This window comes from Mesorhizobium sp. CO1-1-11 (genome assembly GCF_020164995.1).
Classification (GTDB): domain Bacteria; phylum Pseudomonadota; class Alphaproteobacteria; order Rhizobiales; family Rhizobiaceae; genus Mesorhizobium; species Mesorhizobium australicum.
On sequence record NZ_JAIUHE010000029.1, the window covers coordinates 53,539 to 67,327 of the forward strand.

The 13,789-nt window shown below is 58.2% G+C and carries 17 protein-coding genes; 10 read left to right on the forward strand and 7 right to left on the reverse strand.

The genetic code is table 11. The annotated features are described in order from the left end of the window. Positions 1-46: 46 nt before the first annotated feature. On the forward strand, positions 47-1,150 hold the full coding sequence (locus LB554_RS26820) for a mandelate racemase/muconate lactonizing enzyme family protein (RefSeq protein WP_224587823.1): 1,104 nt from the start codon (positions 47-49) through the stop codon (positions 1,148-1,150). Positions 1,151-1,517: 367 nt separating this feature from the next. Beyond that, positions 1,518-1,679, forward strand: a complete 162-nt coding sequence (locus LB554_RS26825; protein WP_224587825.1) for a hypothetical protein — start codon at positions 1,518-1,520, stop codon at positions 1,677-1,679. Positions 1,680-2,919: 1,240 nt separating this feature from the next. Here the strand turns inward: LB554_RS26825 and LB554_RS26830 are convergent. Continuing rightward, the gene (locus LB554_RS26830) at positions 2,920-3,219 is read right to left on the reverse strand and encodes a DUF982 domain-containing protein (protein WP_224587826.1); all 300 of its coding nucleotides are present in this window, start codon (positions 3,217-3,219) and stop codon (positions 2,920-2,922) included. Between the two features lie 633 nt (positions 3,220-3,852). Between LB554_RS26830 and LB554_RS26835 the strand changes: the two genes are divergently transcribed. Further along, positions 3,853-4,248: an ArsR/SmtB family transcription factor gene (locus tag LB554_RS26835; RefSeq protein ID WP_224587827.1), complete on the forward strand. Its 396-nt coding sequence runs from the start codon at positions 3,853-3,855 to the stop codon at positions 4,246-4,248. 56 nt (positions 4,249-4,304) lie between these two features. Then, complete coding sequence (locus LB554_RS26840) at positions 4,305-4,517, forward strand: hypothetical protein (protein ID WP_224587828.1); 213 nt, start codon at positions 4,305-4,307, stop codon at positions 4,515-4,517. Positions 4,518-4,550: 33 nt separating this feature from the next. Here the strand turns inward: LB554_RS26840 and LB554_RS26845 are convergent, their stop codons facing one another. From LB554_RS26845 to LB554_RS26855, 3 genes are all read right to left on the reverse strand, one after another. Continuing rightward, on the reverse strand, positions 4,551-5,078 hold the full coding sequence (locus LB554_RS26845; protein ID WP_224587829.1) for a hypothetical protein: 528 nt from the start codon (positions 5,076-5,078) through the stop codon (positions 4,551-4,553). Positions 5,079-5,084: 6 nt separating this feature from the next. Beyond that, positions 5,085-5,264, reverse strand: coding sequence for a hypothetical protein (locus LB554_RS26850; RefSeq protein WP_224587830.1), 180 nt, complete (start codon positions 5,262-5,264; stop codon positions 5,085-5,087). Between the two features lie 162 nt (positions 5,265-5,426). Continuing rightward, positions 5,427-5,975 (reverse strand): hypothetical protein, encoded by a 549-nt coding sequence (locus LB554_RS26855; protein ID WP_224587831.1) that lies wholly within the window; start codon positions 5,973-5,975, stop codon positions 5,427-5,429. Between the two features lie 75 nt (positions 5,976-6,050). Between LB554_RS26855 and LB554_RS26860 the strand changes: the two genes are divergently transcribed. The 5 genes from LB554_RS26860 to LB554_RS26880 all read left to right on the forward strand — a co-directional run bounded on the left by LB554_RS26860 (position 6,051) and on the right by LB554_RS26880 (position 8,931). After that, entirely contained in the window at positions 6,051-6,194 is a 144-nt protein-coding gene (locus tag LB554_RS26860) for a hypothetical protein (RefSeq protein ID WP_224587832.1), read from the forward strand. Positions 6,195-6,241: 47 nt separating this feature from the next. Further along, positions 6,242-6,463, forward strand: a complete 222-nt coding sequence (locus LB554_RS26865; RefSeq protein ID WP_224587833.1) for a hypothetical protein — start codon at positions 6,242-6,244, stop codon at positions 6,461-6,463. 48 nt (positions 6,464-6,511) lie between these two features. Next, entirely contained in the window at positions 6,512-6,838 is a 327-nt protein-coding gene (locus LB554_RS26870; protein ID WP_224587845.1) for an SOS response-associated peptidase family protein, read from the forward strand. A gap of 184 nt (positions 6,839-7,022) precedes the next feature. Continuing rightward, positions 7,023-8,012: a thymidylate synthase gene (locus LB554_RS26875; RefSeq protein ID WP_224587834.1), complete on the forward strand. Its 990-nt coding sequence runs from the start codon at positions 7,023-7,025 to the stop codon at positions 8,010-8,012. 1 nt (position 8,013) lies between these two features. Further along, positions 8,014-8,931 carry a hypothetical protein gene (locus LB554_RS26880; RefSeq protein WP_224587848.1) on the forward strand — a complete coding sequence of 306 codons (918 nt, stop codon included), beginning with the start codon at positions 8,014-8,016 and terminating at the stop codon, positions 8,929-8,931. 5 nt (positions 8,932-8,936) lie between these two features. Here LB554_RS26880 and LB554_RS26885 read toward each other — a convergent pair whose 3' ends face one another. From LB554_RS26885 to LB554_RS26895, 3 genes are all read right to left on the reverse strand, one after another. After that, positions 8,937-10,037: an ImmA/IrrE family metallo-endopeptidase gene (locus tag LB554_RS26885; protein WP_224587835.1), complete on the reverse strand. Its 1,101-nt coding sequence runs from the start codon at positions 10,035-10,037 to the stop codon at positions 8,937-8,939. After that, positions 10,034-10,360: a hypothetical protein gene (locus LB554_RS26890; RefSeq protein WP_224587836.1), complete on the reverse strand. Its 327-nt coding sequence runs from the start codon at positions 10,358-10,360 to the stop codon at positions 10,034-10,036. The genes LB554_RS26885 and LB554_RS26890 overlap by 4 nt, the downstream gene beginning before the upstream one ends. A gap of 72 nt (positions 10,361-10,432) precedes the next feature. Further along, complete coding sequence (locus tag LB554_RS26895; protein ID WP_224587838.1) at positions 10,433-10,798, reverse strand: hypothetical protein; 366 nt, start codon at positions 10,796-10,798, stop codon at positions 10,433-10,435. Between the two features lie 792 nt (positions 10,799-11,590). Here LB554_RS26895 and LB554_RS26900 point away from each other — a divergent pair. Further along, on the forward strand, positions 11,591-13,708 hold the full coding sequence (locus tag LB554_RS26900; RefSeq protein WP_224587840.1) for a ParB/RepB/Spo0J family partition protein: 2,118 nt from the start codon (positions 11,591-11,593) through the stop codon (positions 13,706-13,708). Positions 13,709-13,789 lie beyond the last annotated feature (81 nt).

Consider the following 13,789-nt stretch of genomic DNA (forward strand, 5'->3'; position numbering starts at 1 on the left):
GCTCGGTGCAATTATGGTCTGACGAAAAAGATGATTGGGAAGAAGCATGAACGGCACCGAGATCAAGGAGGTCGAGACCCGGCTGTTCCGGGTCCCGCTGCGTGAGGTGATGACCGATGCCAAGCACGGCGCGCACACGCATTTCGAGCTGGTGACCGTCACGTTGAGGCTTGCCGATGGAAGCGAGGGCACGGGCTACACCTACACCGGCGGCAAGGGCGGCTATGCCATCAAGGCAATGATCGAGCATGACCTCGCGCCGTTCCTGCAGGGACGCGACGCGACCGGAATCGAGACGCTCTATGACGGCATGCTGTGGCACATCCACTATGTCGGGCGCGGCGGCATCGCTTCTTTCGCGATATCAGCGATCGACATTGCGTTGTGGGATATCAAGGGCCGGCGCAGCGGATTGCCGCTGTGGCAAATGGCTGGCCGGGCAGGGAAGACCGCCAAGGCCTATCGGGGCGGCATCGACCTGAACTTCACCCTCGATCAGCTTCTGGCCAGCATCGATTCCTATCTGAAGGCCGGCTTCACAGCGGTAAAAATCAAGGTAGGCAAGGATAATCTCGCCGATGATGTCGCCCGTGTGAAGGCGGTGCGCGAGCGCATCGGGCCCCAGACCACCTTTATGGTCGACGCCAACTATGCGCTGGACGTCCCGCGAGCGATAGAAGCAGCGAGAGCATTCGCGCCCTACGATCTGCTGTGGTTCGAGGAGCCCATCATACCCGACGACTATGAAGGTTACGCCAGCATTGCCAAGGCAACCGGTATGCCGCTGGCCATGGGGGAAAACCTGCATGTCATCGAAGAGTTCGAGCATGCCTTTGCTTGGTCTAAGCTCGGTTACATCCAACCTGACGCCTCCAACTGCGGCGGAGTGACGGGCTGGCTGCGCGTGGCAGCGCTCTCCCGCAAAGCTGGCATTCCGGTCTGCAGTCACGGAATGCAGGAACTTCACGTCAGCCTCGTTGCAGGTCAGACAAATGCCGGCTGGGTAGAGGCGCATAGCTTCGATATTGACCAATACACACTTGAGCCGCTTAGACTTCAGGATGGTTTGGCGATAGCACCCGACGAGCCTGGCGTGGGCGTGGTCTTCGATTGGCAGAAATTGGCGACCTTCACGGATACGACCGCCTGAACCGCGGCACACGGCAAGACTTCGACGGCGTCAGTTTGCCTGGGCACCGTTCGTGCCTCTCATTGTGCATATGTTGCGCCCGGACACGTCGCCGAGCACAGTGCCTTGTCGCTCCGCACGACTACGAGCTCGGTCGGCAGCAGGGAGCTATCTTTGGGTACGATGAGGGCCAGTTCTGAGGAACCAGACAGTGATCCTGCGCGGGTTAGAATCGGAATTGCGACCGGGTCAGGCTTTCAGGCGTCCACTTTCATCACTGAACAGCAACGGCAGCTGTTCGGCGAAATCTGAATTGGGCTGTTATCACAGTTAATTGTCAGCCTCCGGCAACTTGGGTAACTGGTATGCAGCTTTTCAGGAGAGCCGCATGTTTTACCCGGGCCGTTTTCTGGAACCGAACGACATTGAAATGCTTGCCCGAGTTGCTGAGACGATCAGTAACGAGCGCGGTGTCGCGTCCAAGTCGCCACAGCGGGAGCGCTTGGCTGCACACCTACTCAAGCTGTTCATGAACGGCTTAGCTGGGTAGTATGAATTGCTGGACGCCGAGAGAAACAGGGCTCGACCTCAAGGGCACGACTGTTCCGAAGATCTCTGACAGCGCCATTGCGATCAGCGGAGCTGATTTGGCATGAGCCCGCATCCATCGCGGTGACTGCTTGGCAAGGCAGGTCGCATTCACTGCCTTTCCGAGCGCTTTTGGCGCCGCCTCCGCTGCATTCCCACTCGAGTGTCGCCGGTAATTGGCCTGTCCGGTCAGACAACTGCTACTCCAGACCATCGGTGGCGGAATTCAAGGTGCTTCGCAGGGAACTTGGGCGCTCGTCACAGGAGCTGTCATTGCGGTCACCGGTGGCCGCCTGATGTAGTCGGTGCAGCCGTCGCCGGCCCGCCACCAGATGCTGAGTCGGGGGCGGCTCCCAGCGTGGGATCGGCAAAGAACGATCACGTTTGGCCATGGCGACGATGATCATCAAGAAGGCGAGCATGTGATCATACCCATCATGTCGTCACCAAACTTTTTGGTGATGATGATCATCCTGCCGCCGATGTTAATTGCCGGGTTTCACACTGAGGCACAGAGAACTCACGTTTGGAACCTCAGCAGCCTTCCATCTCGCATGGGCGACAGCGGCGCCGCCATTCCAAGCAGGACTCTCCGCCACAAATATGCTGAGCGGATCAGCTCACTATGTCGGTTGGCCAATTGCGCACCATGATCCATATCCTTCCGGAACAAGTTGGATTAGCCGAAGTTCGACCCGCAGGCGCCATACTCATGCTCCCCGCCCGTGGCGCACCGGCCCGCTGCTTTCCCCTCGTGGCAGCGGGCCATTTCATTGCTTGACAAGCTTTGTCGACAAAGCCAGTTTTTTGCGCTGAGGGACAACGCGGGGGAGAGTTACCGTGAAGAAGGCCTATGAAAAGCCAGAACTGAAGAAGCGCGAACGCCTGGGTAGCATCGCTGCCCAGGTAGCCGTATCCGGCTTGAGCAACGTGTGATGTGAGAAGCCAGCGCTGATCAAGCGCGAGCGACTTTCGTCTGTAACTGCCGGGTCGGGCGTGTCGTTGCCACTGCCCGCCTGATATCTGCTGAAAAGCGTTCTCAGCCCGCTGGCTCACACTGACGGGCTTTTTTGCTATGCGCTGAAACAGCCTGATTGGATAGCTCCCCGCTGGTTCCGTGCGCTGCTGGCCAAAGGCAACTTGGTCGGCCGCGCTTTTCTGCCGAGGGCGCGGGCCTCTAGGTCGCAGGACGTGCTTCTAGCTCAGATCGAGCCCGGCAACCGCCGAGCCTGGTCATAGATCGAGCTTGCCAGCGTCGAGTTGAGGCCCTCACTCGGCTGATCTGAAACAACCATGTCTTTGACAAAGGCCTCGAACGCGATGGATTGCCGGCAGGTTCCTGCCTGGGCCTCGTCCAGCAAGCGGAGCGCCTGTCGATAGGAATGCAAGTCCTTGTTCTTCCATGCCGCATCCATTGCCGCTCTGGCTTCGGCCACCGACGAGATGGCCCTCGTCGTTTGGAGGCTCATAAATTTAGTCCGCACAGGCAGGAAAGCGCTCAAGGTCAACCCTCCTTGATGGTGATAAGCCTTGCAAACTTTTCAGGTGGAGATTGGTTGCAGTAGCCGCTCCTTTTGTTGCAGACCGGATGTCGCTCGCCGGCGAGCTGGTGATTGCCCACAGTTGACAAGAGTCGCTTCCGCAAGGCAATTTCGCCGCCGAGGGTAAAGCGAGGAGCACACTGTGAAGAAAACCTATAAAAAGCCAGCGCTGATCAAGCGGGAGAAGCTTGCGTCTATCGCGGCTCAGCTCGTTCCCGTATCCGGCCCGAGCAAGGTGTGAGCTGCGCGATGAAGAAAACCTATGAGAAGCCTGTTCTAACCAAGCGTGAATGTCTGTCCGCTGTTACGGCCGCGACTTCTTCGTCGATCACCGTCACAGGCCCGATCGACTAACGAAACTCTTCTTTCACCACCCGCCCGCTGGCTCCGGCCGGCGGGCTTTTTTGCTTCCGGCCGGAACCGATCCTATCGGCCCAAGTTCATTCCCCGGCGCCCCTCGACGCCCCCCGGACAGAGGCGCCTGAGAGTTGTTCGGACAGCTTTCAAGCAAAGCCCGCCACCGTTCCCTCAGTGGCGGGCTTTAGTGTGTTTAGCCGCGGCGAGGTGGATTTGAGTACCTACGTGAGACAGCGTATGGCTGAAATCAAAGATGATCCCAAGCTTCGCATGCGCCCGCGAGCTAAGGGCCGGCCTTCGATAAGGCGGGTCTCCGCTGCCTCACGGCTATTTGCAACCCTGGGCTTTCGCAAGCGGTTACTGATCCTTGTTCATCTGATGGATGGCGAGAGATCGGTATCGGAGCTGGTCTCTTTGGTTGGTGGGACACAGACCGCCCTTTCACAGCATTTGACCGATATGGCCAAACTCGGAATTGTCAAATCCCGAATCCAAGGCCGATGGCGGTTATATTCCCTCACGTCCGAGCAGGCGAAGATGCTCGTCGGCTTCCTCAGCAACCTCGCCGACAATGACAAACTCCCGGTGGGAAAAAGATCGGGAAAGAAGTCGTCTTCTTGGCGCCCCGGGTGAGCCCGCAAACCGGAAGAATTAGCGGAACCTAATATCTCCCGGCGACTTGTGTTGAAATGAGCACGCGCGGTATCAACTTTCTCGATCAATGGATCGCCAACAACGTCCCTGAGACCGCCAAACCGGACGTCGTCTCGGTTGACGAACTCACGCACAAGCTCATCGCTGATGCGAAGGCCATAGGCATCAAGCGGGGGGAGATCGACGAGGAGCTCGACAGCCTCTATCGCACCATCCTTGGTGCCATAGCGCGTTCCCAACCCGTTTGACGGAGTAGGAGTTCGTTGAAACCTTCTTGTGCATCAGGGCTCTTTGACGTCTTCCGGCTTCAGCGGCTCGTGACCAGGCACTTGATGCCACATGACCTGTCTCAAATCGCGCATATCGACTCTCTGGCCGCAAACAGCACACATGTAGTGATCCACGCCGTCACTAGCGGGCTCGCCGCCATACAACATACCAGGATTGGGCGGGCCAAGGTTCGACAGCTTCGTCCATTCTGCGGGGTCCGGACGTTCATCGAGCCCTACTAAACTGTATTCGTAGATGGCGGCGTGCTCTTCATCGACAACCCGGAACCAATGGTCCTGCTGTACCCTCGGTGAGACCCTTTGACCCGCCGTCACCTCGGCGGCCCTCATGGGATCGTTCTCCACGACGATGCCCGATGACACCACCGTGTCGCCTTCGATCTCTTCCACCTGATACTTCGTCATCGCCGCCTCTTCCGACGGGTGGCAACGTGGTGCGCTTAGGTTTGTTGCATCGCGCCTGCGATCTGCAGCTTCGGGCTTATTGCGCACGTTCACTTCAGTTTCGTCAACGGACATATGGCCTCAACGTCCTCTAGAGACGATGGTGGGCTTTGGGGCGTAGGCTTCCCGAATCATCTTGGCCGCTTCTTCCGGGGTAATGCCGCACTTGCGGGCATAGTAAGCGGCTTCTGTTTGCACCTCGTCATCGGACTTCAGCGCAATGATAGCCTGCTTTCCTTCGTGCTTCGCCTTCTTGCCCATGTAGCGAATCATACCACATTCATGAGTACTTATTTACTGAGTATCCCAGATAGTTCGTCATGCGGCCTTCAAACACCTGGCCATGCTAATTGTTCCCGAAACCATTTTAGCTCCAATTGCTAAAAGGAGGTGCGCCGAGTAGATGGCTCTGGCGTGCCCGTTCTAATCCGCAACGTCTTGCTCTCGTCGGCGATCTCTCTTCATTGGTACCGAGCCCGTTCGGGTATCGGCCGCGCCGCGCAAACTTGTTAATCGAAGCGTTATTGCTCGGGTGGCGGCTCTTAGGCCATCTGAATCCAAGCTTTCGACGCAGATAGTGAGTACCGGGAACGATTTAAGTTCTTCCCCGACAAGATTAATGTGGTGGATTTGATCAAGACTACTCTGCAGATCAAGATCGAGGAACTTCTGAATGATCCCGAGAGTACGCCGGCGTTCCCTCAACCGCACCTCTAGAATTCGTCTTGGCGCCCGCAATCGGACAAGAAGGCCCGGTTTGGGCAGAAGCTTGAAAGCACGCGACACTCTTTCACGATCCGTGATGTCGCTGAACAAAGCCAGCGAGGATACGAATTGAATCATACCTTGGTCAAAGATTGAGATCTTTTGATTAGACGCCATTGCGGCGCGCCAAGTTTGCAGAAGAGCCTCAAGATGCCAGTTCAGACGAGCTGCCCACATCTCGTTCTTGGGTGGGAGAATCTCAAACACTGCTTCGAGAGAATGCTGTCCAATCCACTTTGAATTAACGCCAGAGACCAGTTTAAAGGCGGCTCTTCTAATCGGGTGTCCACGGTCAGCGATCTGCAAAAGAACGGGCTGGCCAAGGCCAAATGGCTAAGGCCGGGCCTGGTCGGCCGCGTGCGGTTCCTGAAGGGTGAGGAGAAGCTACGTCACGCCAAGATGCTCGATTTCCGGGATAAGCAATAGCCAATGCCCAGCCGGGAACTTAAGATACCGATCGAACTTATCGCCGAATGAGCACACGCGGCGTGGATTTCCTCTATCGCTGGATGAGCGAACATATACCCGAGCACGCTTCCGTCGATCTGGGCCTGATCACCAATCTTGCCGATCAGGCCATGGCCGATGCGATCAAGGCTGGTATCCCGCTGCGCGAGATAGATGAGGAGGTCGACAGCGTCTTCGCCGTCATAGTGGAGGCTGTCGGCAATCAGCAGGGTGGCACGATCGAATAGCCGTCCCGACGTAGACTCTTGCTTTTCGGGTCCCTATCTCTGGTGCATGTGCGGACGCGTTTTCGTAAAGACCACAATCCCCGACATCTTCGTCGGTTTGAATTCGCCCATCCCGGCGAGGTCGAACGGCTCGGCAACAGCTTCCCGCTGTGGAATGGCGGGCCGAGCCTGACTTATCCGATCATCATCCGCGAAGAGCTGTCGACCAGCATGGCCGGCTTTGTTTCGGCGCGCTGGGGCTTGGTCGCCGGTTGGGCTCGGGATGGTGGCGGGCGGCCGCCACCTGTCAACGCCCGCTGCGAGACCATCGCCAGCAATGGCTTGTTCCGCAAGGCTTGCTCATGTGACCCCTCTTCACTAAGGGCGCAACCCTAAAAGGAAGCAGGCTTTCTCGCTGCCTTATCGGCCTATATCTAGAGGCCAACTGCTGCGCCCTACTCTTTCGGTCGCTGAGCCGCTTGCCCAAGGTCCAAGAAAAGCACTAAACGCGCTCCCGTAGCATTTTACTTGCCGAAATCTAATCATAAGATGTGACTCAGGGGCAGATTCGGGGGGCGGCATGTACCTGTGCGGTGAAGGCATTGATGAGATACTGATCGAACTGTATCCGGCCCTTCTTGCGGAGGGAGCTGAGAACGTCGGTACTCGCGGCGCAATGCGAGAAAAGCTGGGGGTGGCGTTGCGAATGACTAACCCCAGAGCTCGGATAAGTCGATCCCAGGACCGTGGCAAGCCTTTCAGTGCCTTGGGCGAATTACTTTGGTATCTCGGAGGGCTCAATACTCTAGAGTTCATCAAGGAATACATCCCGGATTACGCCGAGGACGCGGAAGGTGGCATCCTCGCTGGCGCCTACGGCCCCCGTATTCATGCGATGCGCGGAAGCATAAACCAGCTTGAGAATGTCACCAGGCTTCTGAAAGAGAAATCCACCTCAAAGCGCGCGGTGATCCAACTTTACGATGCTGCGGACATCGAGGTCCATCACAAGGAAATCCCGTGCACGACAGCGTTGCAATTCGTAGCGCGGGACGGCCGCCTTCACATGTCCACCACAATGCGGTCGAACGACGCGTACAAGGGCCTGCCGCATGACGTTTTCTGTTTCACCATGCTCCAAGAGATGATGGCAACTCGCCTTGAACTGGATCCGGGTGACTACATTCACTACGCCACTAGCATGCATGTTTATGAAGGCTCAATCGAAGCGATGAAGCACTACGTGCATGAAGGACATCAGAAGACTGTACAAATGCCCTCGATGCCTTCCGGAGACCCGTTCTCGATTACCGACGGCCTGCTGCGGGCGGAACGGGAGATCCGCGCAGGAAAGAAAATTCGGGCCGGAGACTTTGTGAGAGAACCGTACTGGGCCGATATCGTTCGCCTTCTGCAGGTGTTCTGGGCAACTAAACGGCGGGATGCACCTGGCTTTGAAGGTCTCGATGAGCTGAAAGCCGAATTTCATGACGAGGTTTATCGAACCTATCTCGACCGAAGGCAGAGGACCCGAGCCTTGCGAGATACAAAAAAAAGTGGAGCAGCCTGAAATGTGGCCGTCGAGGCAACGACAACATGCGCAGATCTCTAGCGCTCTTCAGAACTATTCGGCCAACGTGCGTAGTCTTCCGGGTGTCACGGGGCACCTAGCGCGCGACACGCTTGCGATGCAGTTCGTCGCCAGCCTGAGGCGCGAAGACTACTACAGGCGAGTACAGGAAAGGCCCGTTACAGCAAGGAAAGCAGATCCCAATTCGGGCTCGTTCGATGCCGAGCGGGCGGTTGCATATCATATGCAGAACGGCAACGTAGAAGAGGCTGCTTGGCTTGTGTTTCTCATGACGCATTTCGCTCGGCCCGCGTCTTCCGGATGGCTTCGACTTCAGCAGATATATGGCCGGCTGGGGGCGGGAATGTGGGACTGGCAGACTGTTTCGAACAACCCACAGGCAATGATCTCCTGGCTCGACGCGAATTGGATGAACATTGGGGGAAAATTCGGCAACCACCGAAAGTACGAGAGCCTGCGGCCGAATTCCAACAGGAGCTTCGGCGACGTGCTGCTCAGCTACGTCGGTTGGATAGGGCCGGCGGCGCATCAAGCGTTTTTCGCTGCAAAGATCCAGCAAACCGGCAACAATCCCGCAACCATCTTCGATGCTCTTTATAGGAGCATGAGCGTGAAGACCTTTGGACGGCTTGCGAAGTTCGATTACCTTGCTCTGATCGGGCGGTACGGTATCGCTCCAATTGAGCCAGGATCCGCCTACTTCAAGGGCGCCACGGGTCCCGCTTCCGGCGCACGCCTCCTATTCACAGGTTCACACACAGGCGCGGCAACGGAAGTTCAGCTTCAGGGCTGGGCGGATGAGTTGGATGCAAGCCTTCACCTGGGGATGGCCGTGATGGAGGATGCCTTGTGCAACTGGCAAAAGAGCCCGACCGAGTTCGTCCACTTCAAAGGATAGCGATCCTAAACGGTGGCGGGGTTGATCTGGCTCCAGTCCCAGGTACGCTTAAGATAGTTCAACTTGTCGGGGTCCAGCATTCCACGGTGCTGCATCTGTCCGACGGTTAGGCCTGGAGCCACTCCAATCGACACGCTGAAACGCACGATGTCTTCTCGTTTAGGCCTGATGCGTTCGAATTCGGACTCCCGAAGGGGAGGAATGACGCATTCCGCCGCAAACTCGTTGGCCTCGCTTTCCCGATCTGCGTCCCCCGGTAGAGCATCATCGTCAAGGAAGGTGCTCGCTTTATGGAGCACCAGATGTCCAATCTCATGGAAAACCGTGAACCAGAACTGATCATCCCGCTTGTAGCGGAAGCTCAGAAGGAGCATTGCCTTGTCGGGATCGACCATTCGTATCGCGCCGCTGGCGCGGCAGCCCTCGGGAGCCTTGACGACTACAAGCGCAACCCCCGCTTCAGCGCAGAGCGTCCTCAATCTCGGTAGAAAGAGCTGAGGATGGCGGATCATAGAAAGCCTTCGGATGTCCCGCAGCCGATCCATCAGATTCCCGGAATTCCAGGCGCGCGTCTGGATCATGTCGGCCTCAAGTTCGCCGCGCCGGAGCCATAGAAGAGTGGCATCTTCCTTTGAAGCGAATGCCTTGGAGGTACGATAGTCTGTTTCGCCCACCAAGCGCCCATATCGGCCCGTCCACGATTCTACGTCCGGAACGTTGTAGAAGACCAACCTCTTGCGAATCTCGGCCGCGCGGCGCTCTAGGGATAGCTTGCCACGTGCCTTCTGGCCTGGAGCAGGGAGGCACAGCAGCAGATCCTCATGTCCACTTTCCCGGACTTGAACCACAGCACGATCGACCGCCGTATCGAAGTTCTCCTGCCGCTTCAGCCAGAATTTCGCTGTTGCTCCTAAGGCTGCCGACAGTGTCGAAGCGCATGACTCGTCGATTTGCCGCGACCCGTCGATGAGGCTGCGGACAGCATCGAGCCCGTCCTCAAAGCGCGCGGCAAGGTCACGCGCTGAGATGTTGCGTCGTTGCATTATCGCGCGTATCGAGTCGCCAGGTTTCGAAAACCAGTTGGCTGTGGCGTGATCGTCGATCATCGTATTTCCAATATGGCTGTCAGCTTCACGAATTCAACGCTGGCCCAGTCAATCCGTCCAGCGTCCGTCAGTGCGACGTTCTGATCCACGCTCACGAAGGTTGCCGTGTAACTCGAACCGATGGCGACTTCAAAGCTCTCATTGTCATTGATGGTCACGTTTCCCCCAAGGATCTCGTGCCACTCCTGGACATTCTCGAAAGCTTCCGCATCCGCAAGCTCGGTGACCAGGCGGTCTGCATATGTTCTTCCAAACCGTTGTTCCGCCACGTCACGGTTGAGGCAACAATGCTTCAGGTCGGCCGTTCCATACGAAATCTGCATCCGCGAGTCAGCGCCCGCTTGCGTAATACTGGGTGACGAGGCTTGCGCCACGCTGATCGGCCAGCACTACGTTCATTGAGGAAGAGCCGATCCCTGAGGCTTGGCCGCTTGCTTGTCGCGGATTCGATCGATGCGGGACCAGTTCCTGTGCAGTTCCTGTTCGGCGGCCTCATCCATGTCGACGCTGGTGGCGTTGCAAAGGGCGGCGAGCGTGACGAGGACGCCCCCAACTTCTTGGCGCACGTCACCTTTCGGCCTACCGAACACGTATTCCACCAGTTCGAGTGCCTCAGACTTTGTGCAGGAGTTCGCTTGAGCGAGTTCGAGCGCCTCTTCAAGGAAGCGGTGGTTGCGCTCCTGCACATTGAGGTGCGCCGATGTCGGAAAGCACGCGACAACCCATTGCCACACGCGGTGTTGAAACGAGCCTGAAGGCATGTCTACTCCCGAGTTGGCCCTAAGAAGACACTGAGTCTGAGATTGGTTCAAGTTCTAGGGGAAGAACTAAGCTCGCTGAATAATAAAGGTTGTGCATAAAGCCAAGGCTTTGTCTTGCGGTTGGCGTGGTCCTCATCCGGCAGAAATCTCAATCTCGTCACGATGTCTCCAGCCCGGATGCTGAATGACAGCTTATCACCGACTTTAATCGAACGGCGGACAGATCCCCAGTCCCCTTCCGGCCATTTCGCCATGCCCGCTGGCCGCGAATTGAGTCAGAGCTGCTAACGTCGAAACACATGAGCCACTGCCCTAGTGTTCGCTATTTGTGCTTCGAAAGTCGCATAAAAGGCAGACTGGAACCCTTGGTTGGGAATTCGGCGTGTTCGTACGGCGCTCCTCGCCGGGGCAGTCGGTCCCGCGTCCCGCCTTCGGCGGCGCTATGCTGACGCTCCTTCGGCTGCTTCATTCTTGGAGGCAAGCCGGGCCAAGGTGCTCTTTGCGCATGAGGATATCCAACACGGCCAAACAACCGGACGACACTCACACGCGAGGGGAGAGATGGTCTTGGCCATCTCTCCCCCGCGAATGCCGCCTGCGCAGAGCGAGGCCGCCCGCTCGCAAGGCGGCAAATGATCCTCATCACTTGAACTGAACCGAGTCGCCCCGCTCGACGCGCAGCCCAGCTCCGCTCGCCGGCATTCGCCCCCCTCTCTGCCGCGCGCTCACGCGCCCCCGGAAGGCATGCCGAGGGGCATGCCTTCGGCATGTTAAGAGAAAGGACCCAAAACCATGACCATCCATGCAAAGAACGTCGAAACCGGCACCGTTAGCCAAAGCGGCACCGAGGTTTTCATTCCGCTGAACAAGCTGAAAAAGTCGCCGCGCAATGCGCGCAAGACGCCGCATAGCGAGGCGATCATCGAAGCTTATGCGGCAAGCATTGCCGCCAAGGGTGTCCTGCAAAACCTTGTGGTTGAGCCGGAGCTTGGCGGCGAGGGGACTGAAACCGGCTTCTATCTCGTCACCATCGGTGAAGGCCGCAGGCTGGCTCAGCTTTTGCGCGTGAAGCGGAAGCAGATCAAGAAGACCGAACCGATCCGCTGCGTCATCGACACCGTGAACGATGCGCACGAGATCAGCCTGGACGAGAACGTTACTCGCGAGGCGATGCATCCCGCTGACCAGTTCGAGGCATTCCGTCGCCTCAATGAGGAGCGCGGATGGGGAGCGGAAGAAATCGCCGCCCGCTTCGGTGTGACCGCACACGTGGTGCGGCAGCGTCTGCGACTTGGTTCTGTCAGCCCCAGGCTGATGCAGGTCTACCGCGATGGCAATCTGACCCTCGACCAGTTGATGGCCTTCGCCATCACCGAGGATCATGCACGGCAAGAGCAGGTTTTTGACAGCCTCACCTACAATCGCGATCCGTACATGATCCGTCGCCAGCTTACACAGACCCATGTTGCGGCTGCCGACCGCCGCGCCATCCTCATCGGTGAAGAGGCCTATATCGACGCCGGCGGCATGATCATCCGCGACCTGTTCACGGATGATCGCGGCGGCTTCTATGATGACGCGGCCTTGCTCGACCGAATGGTCATCGAAAAGCTGCAAGGGGTCGCGGAAACCGTCAGGCAGGCCGAAGGTTGGAAATGGGCGGATGTCCGTATCGACTATCCGCACGCGCATGGTCTGCGCCGCACCTATCCGCAGCCGGTGGCTTTGTCGGAGGAGCACGAAGCTGCCTATGCGCAGGCGTTGGAAGAGTTTAATCGGCTGACGGAAGAATGGAGCAGCGCCGAGGAACTGCCTGACGATGTCGATAAGCGTTTTGGCAAGCTTGAGGCTGAGATCGAGCGCATCGACGCACTGCGCCACGCCTACGATGCAGATGTCGTTGCTCGCGGCGGAGTGTTTGTCGTGCTTTCCCATGACGGGACGGCGCGCATCGAACGCGGCTTCATCCGGGGCGAAGACGATCAGCCGGAAACGGAAGTGCAGGAAGAGAGCGATGGCTACACCATCAATGGCGATGGTGAGATCATCGAGGACGGTGTCGGTCCGGACGGTGATAGCGACGACGAAGCGGAGGATTCCGGCAAGCCTCTTTCCGATATTCTCGTGCGCGACCTGACCGCGCACCGGACACTCGGCCTTCGCCTTGCGCTTGGCGAGCAACCGGACATCGCGCTGATCGCCGTCACGCACGCACTTGCCGCGCAGGCTTTCTATCAGGGTGCCGAAGCTCACTGCTTGGAAATTCGCCCCACCAGCACTTACTTGGCCGGCCACGCGGATGGCATCGAGGACACGGCGGCGGCCAACGCGCTGGCGGATCGTCATGCGGGATGGGCGGCGGATATGCCGGTCGATGTGGCCGACCTATGGGGCTACATCGCCGCGCTCGACCATGCCAGCGTCATGGCGCTGTTTGCGCATTGCGCCTCGCTCACGGTCAACGCCGTGAAGCAACCTTGGGAGCGCAAGCCACGCGCTCATGAGACGGCCGACATGCTGGCAACGGCGGTCGCGCTCGACATGACGGCACATTGGAGGCCGACCGTGAGCTCCTATCTCGGGCGTATCACCAAGGCACATATTCTTTCCGCCGTATGCGAGGCAGTGAGCGACGAGGCGGCCGAGAGGCTTGCTGCCTTGAAGAAGCAGCCGATGGCCGAAGCCGCCGAGCAGTTGTTGGCCGAAACAAGCTGGCTCCCGGCACTCATGCGCACAACGGAGCCCGCTGCGCTTGGAGAGGCGCATGACGTGACCGGTGAGGCAGCGGCGGCAGCAGACGAACCGTCCGGGGCGGACTTTGAGCCTCCTCAGGGCGAGACGGACTTGGCCGCAACGGATAGCGGGAGCGTGGCCGAGGAAGGCGAACCGCTCCACATTGCAGCCGAGTGATAGGCGCAGGCCGGAGCTGCTCGGCGGCTCCGGTTTAGTTGCTTTGACAGGTACTAGAAATTTCCGGGCGCGCTTCCGCTA

Excerpts from the sequence above, each read along its gene's own strand:
- LB554_RS26820 (WP_224587823.1), top strand. The coding sequence starts at position 47 with ATGAACGGCACCGAGATCAAGGAGGTCGAGACCCGGCTGTTCCGGGTC.
- LB554_RS26825 (WP_224587825.1), top strand. The coding sequence starts at position 1,518 with ATGTTTTACCCGGGCCGTTTTCTGGAACCGAACGACATTGAAATGCTT.
- LB554_RS26835 (WP_224587827.1), top strand. The coding sequence starts at position 3,853 with ATGGCTGAAATCAAAGATGATCCCAAGCTTCGCATGCGCCCGCGAGCT.
- LB554_RS26840 (WP_224587828.1), top strand. The coding sequence starts at position 4,305 with ATGAGCACGCGCGGTATCAACTTTCTCGATCAATGGATCGCCAACAAC.
- LB554_RS26845 (WP_224587829.1), bottom strand. The coding sequence starts at position 5,078 with ATGTCCGTTGACGAAACTGAAGTGAACGTGCGCAATAAGCCCGAAGCT.
- LB554_RS26850 (WP_224587830.1), bottom strand. The coding sequence starts at position 5,264 with ATGGGCAAGAAGGCGAAGCACGAAGGAAAGCAGGCTATCATTGCGCTG.
- LB554_RS26865 (WP_224587833.1), top strand. The coding sequence starts at position 6,242 with ATGAGCACACGCGGCGTGGATTTCCTCTATCGCTGGATGAGCGAACAT.
- LB554_RS26875 (WP_224587834.1), top strand. The coding sequence starts at position 7,023 with ATGTACCTGTGCGGTGAAGGCATTGATGAGATACTGATCGAACTGTAT.
- LB554_RS26880 (WP_224587848.1), top strand. The coding sequence starts at position 8,014 with ATGTGGCCGTCGAGGCAACGACAACATGCGCAGATCTCTAGCGCTCTT.
- LB554_RS26885 (WP_224587835.1), bottom strand. The coding sequence starts at position 10,037 with ATGATCGACGATCACGCCACAGCCAACTGGTTTTCGAAACCTGGCGAC.
- LB554_RS26890 (WP_224587836.1), bottom strand. The coding sequence starts at position 10,360 with ATGCAGATTTCGTATGGAACGGCCGACCTGAAGCATTGTTGCCTCAAC.
- LB554_RS26895 (WP_224587838.1), bottom strand. The coding sequence starts at position 10,798 with ATGCCTTCAGGCTCGTTTCAACACCGCGTGTGGCAATGGGTTGTCGCG.
- LB554_RS26900 (WP_224587840.1), top strand. The coding sequence starts at position 11,591 with ATGACCATCCATGCAAAGAACGTCGAAACCGGCACCGTTAGCCAAAGC.